This is a genomic window from Bacteroidia bacterium (assembly GCA_026932145.1).
GTDB lineage: Bacteria > Bacteroidota > Bacteroidia > J057 > JAIXKT01 > JAIXKT01.
Genome location: JAIXKT010000062.1, coordinates 1 through 5,496 on the forward strand (window position 1 = coordinate 1; position 5,496 = coordinate 5,496).

General features: G+C 35.4%; 5 protein-coding genes. 1 reads left to right on the forward strand and 4 read right to left on the reverse strand.

The window, feature by feature from the left end; genetic code table 11:
* Window positions 1–200, forward strand: a 200-nt coding sequence (locus tag LC115_13570; protein ID MCZ2357696.1) for a hypothetical protein, incomplete at its 5' end; no start/stop codon positions are given.
* Between the two features lie 327 nt (window positions 201–527).
* On the opposite strand, the gene LC115_13575 is transcribed toward LC115_13570, so the two are convergent.
* The 4 genes from LC115_13575 to LC115_13590 all read right to left on the reverse strand — a co-directional run bounded on the left by LC115_13575 (window position 528) and on the right by LC115_13590 (window position 5,431).
* Window positions 528–680, reverse strand: a complete 153-nt coding sequence (locus tag LC115_13575; GenBank protein ID MCZ2357697.1) for a hypothetical protein — start codon at window positions 678–680, stop codon at window positions 528–530.
* Window positions 667–1,251, reverse strand: coding sequence for a zeta toxin family protein (locus LC115_13580; protein ID MCZ2357698.1), 585 nt, complete (start codon window positions 1,249–1,251; stop codon window positions 667–669). Before LC115_13580 ends, LC115_13575 begins: the two co-directional genes overlap by 14 nt.
* A gap of 147 nt (window positions 1,252–1,398) precedes the next feature.
* Window positions 1,399–2,967 carry an IS1182 family transposase gene (locus tag LC115_13585; GenBank protein ID MCZ2357699.1) on the reverse strand — a complete coding sequence of 523 codons (1,569 nt, stop codon included), beginning with the start codon at window positions 2,965–2,967 and terminating at the stop codon, window positions 1,399–1,401.
* Between the two features lie 262 nt (window positions 2,968–3,229).
* The gene (locus tag LC115_13590; protein MCZ2357700.1) at window positions 3,230–5,431 is read right to left on the reverse strand and encodes a DUF262 domain-containing HNH endonuclease family protein; all 2,202 of its coding nucleotides are present in this window, start codon (window positions 5,429–5,431) and stop codon (window positions 3,230–3,232) included.
* Window positions 5,432–5,496 lie beyond the last annotated feature (65 nt).

A 5,496-nucleotide genomic window follows, 5' to 3' on the forward strand; every position in this document is an offset into this window, starting at 1 on the left:
TACAACAGCAAAAGATGAAGCCGGTAGCAAGGGGCAAGGAACAAGGCTTTAGCTACTATGAAAAGATACACAAAAAGCCATATCCAACTAAGCAGTGCCCATGTTGTAAGAAAGGCATTATGGAGCGTGTGTTGAGTTTTAAGGCAAACGCACCACCGCTAATAAACCTTCACAAAACCCGAAAACAAATCCAATTATGAAACGAAAAAAAACTGCCGAAAGGCGGACAGGGAGCGGTATTGCCTGCACCGAAATAAAATTAAAAAAATAGTGAGAAGACAACAAAAAAGTATAACAATAGAGTGAAAAAATACCGCTAAAATATAAAAAGCACTCCGATAAAAAGAACTCTCCTCCAAAAAAGAGTTCTCATAACACTACATCCGGAACCAGAGTGGATGATTGAAACCCCATAGAAAGAAAAACGACAAACAAGCTACCGAAGCCTCAGTTCAACAGAGGCTTAAATCGCTGCTCCGCTTCGCTACACGCGTTTAAGCCCTATATATTGTGCGATTGTGCTTCTTTTATTCGGGTTTTATTCTCACAATTTTTTTGTCCCTAATTATAACAAGTTCACTGTTTTTTGATTTTTTGAACTCAATTAGTTTCTCATAAACTTTTTCAAGTCCTTTAAGAATTTTGTTTTTCTCTTCTATTTGAATTTCAATTGTTGTCATAATAATCTTTTAATAGGTTAAACTTTTCTTCGTTTACAATGTTTAGTAAGCCGTCAATCTTTTTGTCAGCCAAAAGTTCGTATTTCCCTTCCGAATTGTCGAAAATTAATGCGCCATCTACAACTGGAAGATAAATGTCAAACAAATTTTTAATTCCACGAATGTACCTTCTTTCAATGACTTCGGGTTCAATATTGTGTCCGCCTTCAGAAACCCGAATTTTTACACGCTCTTTTGCCAACTCAATGTTTTGAAGCCAAAAAAACAACAATGTAACTCTGTACTTTTTCTCCTTGGCTTCTACAATCTTATTTTTATAACTTCTGGTCGATAATGTAGTTTCAAAAGCGAAGTTTTCATTTTCAGAAATTAATTCGTTTATTCGATTTAGCATTATTCGACCAGCTTCAAACGAGACATTTTCTGGTTGAAAAGGGGATAAGCCTTTTGCTATTTCATCTGCATTGACAAATTCTTTACAGTCTAAAATCTCAGGTAAAATTGTAAATGAAGCAGTAGTTTTTCCTGCTCCATTACAACCAGCGATTATGTAAAGTTTTTTGTCTTCCATTCAGCAAATTTACCAAATTAATCTTTTGGATTTTAAATTCTCACTGTTTAATGCCGGTTCTTATTAGCATATCGCACAACGGCAGTCTGTCCAAAAACCATTTTTTTTAGTTTTAATTAATCAAAAATAAACAAATATTTTGATATTTTAAGCCGATTTAAGCGAGGAAGGAAAAATATTTGAAAATGGAATTGTAAAAATTTGAAGGCCGTAAATGGGCTGAAAATGGCTGGTATGAGGGCGAAAAGTAGAGAAAAGCGCTTTCAGGTAGGCTTTCAGAGACTCTTTATCCAAAATATTGAAGATTCGCTTGAGGTTGAAAGCGGTGAAGATAAGCCCGACATCTGCCGAAGCTCGTTTCATGTTTTTTTTAGTCATGATGTAATAAAATCCCCACTGTCTTTTTATGATTCCGAAAGGATGCTCTACAATCGTTTGCCGTTTTCGGTAAAGCTCGTATTGTTCTTCCATTCTTTTTCGGTTGGCTTCCACTAAGTGGGCATAAGCTGTTCTTTCAATCACTCTGCCTCTTTTGTCTTTGGCCCGGGTGCAGAGGTCATACACAGGACAGGTTTTACAGGCATCGGTTTTGTATTGTTTCATTTTCAGTGGCTCCTGCTTGCGAACTCCTACACGGTTTCTGTTTTTGACATACCAGTGTCCGTTGGTAGCCATCGTGTGTCCTTGCGGACAGGTAAATGTATCCGTAGCTTCATCGTAAACAAACTTGTCCAAATTATAGTCGGGATGAGGAGCCATAGAAGAGGAGGGCAGTTCGGGCACAGCCACCAGGACTTCCACTCCAAGTTTATCAGCTTTTACGAACTCTGTTCCGGTATGATAACCCTTGTCAAATAGCCCCGTAAACTGATTATGCCCTAATTCCTCAACCGCTCCCTCTAAGATATCACCCATGGCTTTGGAATCGTTTTCGTTGGTCACCTGATAATCTATGGGCAGGCAGTGTTTGTCATCCACTGTTGATTGTATGTTATAAGCCACTTCTGTAATGCCGTTACGGGTGGCTAACTGGCGGCTCTCGGGGTCTGAAGTGGAGATTTGTACTTCGTTGGTTTCCTCCATTTGTTTTTGAAAACCCTGATATTTTTCTTTTCGTTGCTCTTGGGTTGCTATCTTTTTTTGTAGTTCTTGTTGTAGAGATGTATCGCCATCTGCCTCGGCCAAAGCCTGGTTGTATTCCTCTAATTTTGTTTCGATATACTGAAGGTGTCTTTCTAATTTTTTGACATTGAAGTTGTTCTTTTTAGAGTTTTGAGCCCTGAGTTTAGTGCCGTCTCCTGCAATGAGCTTACCGCCAATCAAATCAAAGTTCTTTGCCAGGCTAACAGTAGCTTTAAATACTTTCCTAATGGCATCGGGATTATCTTTTCTGAAGTTGGAGATAGTGTTGTGATCCGGAGTCAGACCTCTCATTAGCCACATGACTTCGATATTGATGTGGGTTTCTTTTTCTAATTTTCGGGAGGAGCGAATCTGATTGAGATATCCGTAAAGGTAAAGTTTGAGTAAATCGGAAGGATGAAAGGCCGGTCTTCCACCTTTTGAAGATTGTTTTGATTGAGCAAATCCTAATTCTGCAATATTGAGACTATTTACGAATAAATCAATCAATCTCACCTCATTATCCGTACCGATTCGTTCTTCTAAGCAGTAAAATTCCATTTGATTGCGACTATTTCCACGAACGTATTTCATGGTATAAATATAGTGATAATCAATTTATTATGCAAATTTTTTTGTGATTATTTTATTGTTTTTTTAAATTTTTTTTTCGAAATTTAAATTCAAAAAGGATAGGGTAGTTTTTAGACAGATTGACGGTTTACGGCTTTGCGTAGTGGCGGATTTTTACCGATAAACTTCAATCGAAGAACGAACTTTCAATTTACCGAAAATGTTCAATCGAAGCTGTTTACCCGCCATTGTGGCAAACTGGCCGTTATGTTGCAGCCCAGTTTTATCGTAATTTAATTTCAACCGATTTTTCATCCATATTAAATTTCTCCATTATATTGCTGATTCTAGACATACAAGCTGAAGCTGAAATGTTTATGTGAATAAAAAGCAAATCATCATTTAAGTCTTTCACTTTATCCCATACTTTACCGTCAAATGTTTTGTATCTGCTTGACAAATCCACGTTTGATTCTATTATTTCTTTCAGCACACTCCATTTAAGTATAGTTTCTTCCCTTTTAAATAATTCCGTTTGATTGTCAATAATAAAATCGAAATCAAAATCAGGGCTTTCTTTTAGGAATAAAAGGAATTTAATAAAAACATCCTGCCAAGATTTCACATTTATAACTTTACTGAAGATATGTAGCTCAACAGGTCTGTTGCCTTCTGCCGTCTCTCCTGCGTCTATGTCAAGAGGGGAAAATGTTGTGTTCTCTAATGTTTGAGTATTCCAATTTGCTTTTTCTTTGTATAAGTCTGGTAGAGGAAATGTTTTAAGAAACCAGTTAAGCATATTTTCTTGATGCTCCTTGATGTTCTTTTCATTCCAAATATTTCTTCTAATGATATCAAGTCTGTAATTCAAGGAAGATGTTTCGAGTTTTCTTTTCTTTTCTTTGAACGGTTTATTACCAATCTCGCTATTGAATTCAGTTAGTATTAAGTTTCCGATATTGTGCAGATAGTTTTTATGAATTTCATTCCAGTTTTCGCCCAATTCAACCTTCCAACTATCTTCCAAGGTCTGAGGCATTATATGCTCAATTGTTATTTTTGGATTACGAAAATCAACTGCAACTTTTGTATTATGTTCTTCGATTTTACCTAAAATAAATTTTGAATACTGTTTTAAACCTTCATAAAAATTCATTGACATCAGGCCTATTTTAACTTCGTTGTCGTTAGGTAAACGAAGTCTATAAAAGAGATTTGTCAATAAATCGAACATTGAAATGCTCCCTTTTGCAATTGCTTCTATCTTTCTACTTAATACTACAATGTTTTTGTTCTCGCCTTGTGTTAACCCTAAAATTCTACGTCTAATTAAAAAGGTTCGGATAGATTCCAAGGCATTAATAAAAATTTCATCGCTTAGCCTAACTTCGTTAACCGTGTATTGGTGATATTCTAATAGTCCCAAAACGAATGGCTTAAATGCTTCTGCTTTTATGTCGTGGAATATGTTCCTAAGAAGCTCTTTTATTATTTTATCGTTACTATAGTTTTCGGAAATTTTATCTGTAATAAATTCAGCGATAATCCATTTGTAACATTTTACATATCGAACAATGTTGTTAATAAAATCGTTGTGTTCATCAAATTTGTTTTCTACAAATTCCTTGAATTGTTGATATAATTCCTTTGTGTTGTTGTCGCTAACTACTTTTAAAGATGTCGCCATCTTATATTGAAGATAATCACGGAAGAATTTTGATGTGTTTTCTTGTAGAACTTCTTCAATTTTAGGATGCCATATTTTTTCGTAAATTTCTGTTTGTCTTTTACTTTCCATATTAAGCAAGACAAAATTTCTAACCAAATCAGAAAGGGTTAGAGGCTTCCCTAAAGAATTTAGGGTCTCAAAAATGATTTGAGGGTCTTCTCCTTTGAATGGGCGTTCATCAAGAAAGATAACAGCAACATTAATTCTCTGGATAGCTATAATGAAATGCTTAAAATCAACTTCTGGACTTAACTTCTTTTTTTCATTAATTAATTTTATCAGTAGTTGATAGGCGTTATTAATTACGCCTGGTTTGGACTGGGTTTTATTAATTAATGCCCGATAAGCATCCCAGTCTTTAGTCACTTGTTTTAGCTTAATTTTATCTTGAAATGTAGAGGCATTATTTGTAAGATAATTTTGAGTTATAAAATCCTGTTTTATCGGGTCTGTTTCGGAATCTCTTAAAGCGATTAGAAAAATTAAAGTTGTCGTCAAACGCTGTTGTCCATCCACAACTACAGAACGATTCGCAAATCCAGATTTTTCTTCTTTTATTACTACTGTTCCAAAAAAGTGTTCAAGTTTATCGTGTTGTTTTGGGTCTAATTCCGATTCAATTATTCTTGAAATGTCACTAAAATATCTTTCGATTTCAGGTTTTCCCCAAGCGTAAGCTCGTTGAAACGGTGGTATAAAAAAAGATGTTGCATTTTTTGCAAGAACATCATTAATTGAATGGCTTTCTGTCTTCATATTTTATTTTTCTCTTTCAGGTATGCTGTTTCCGTGGGTTGAACATAACGCCCGCTGTATTGGCG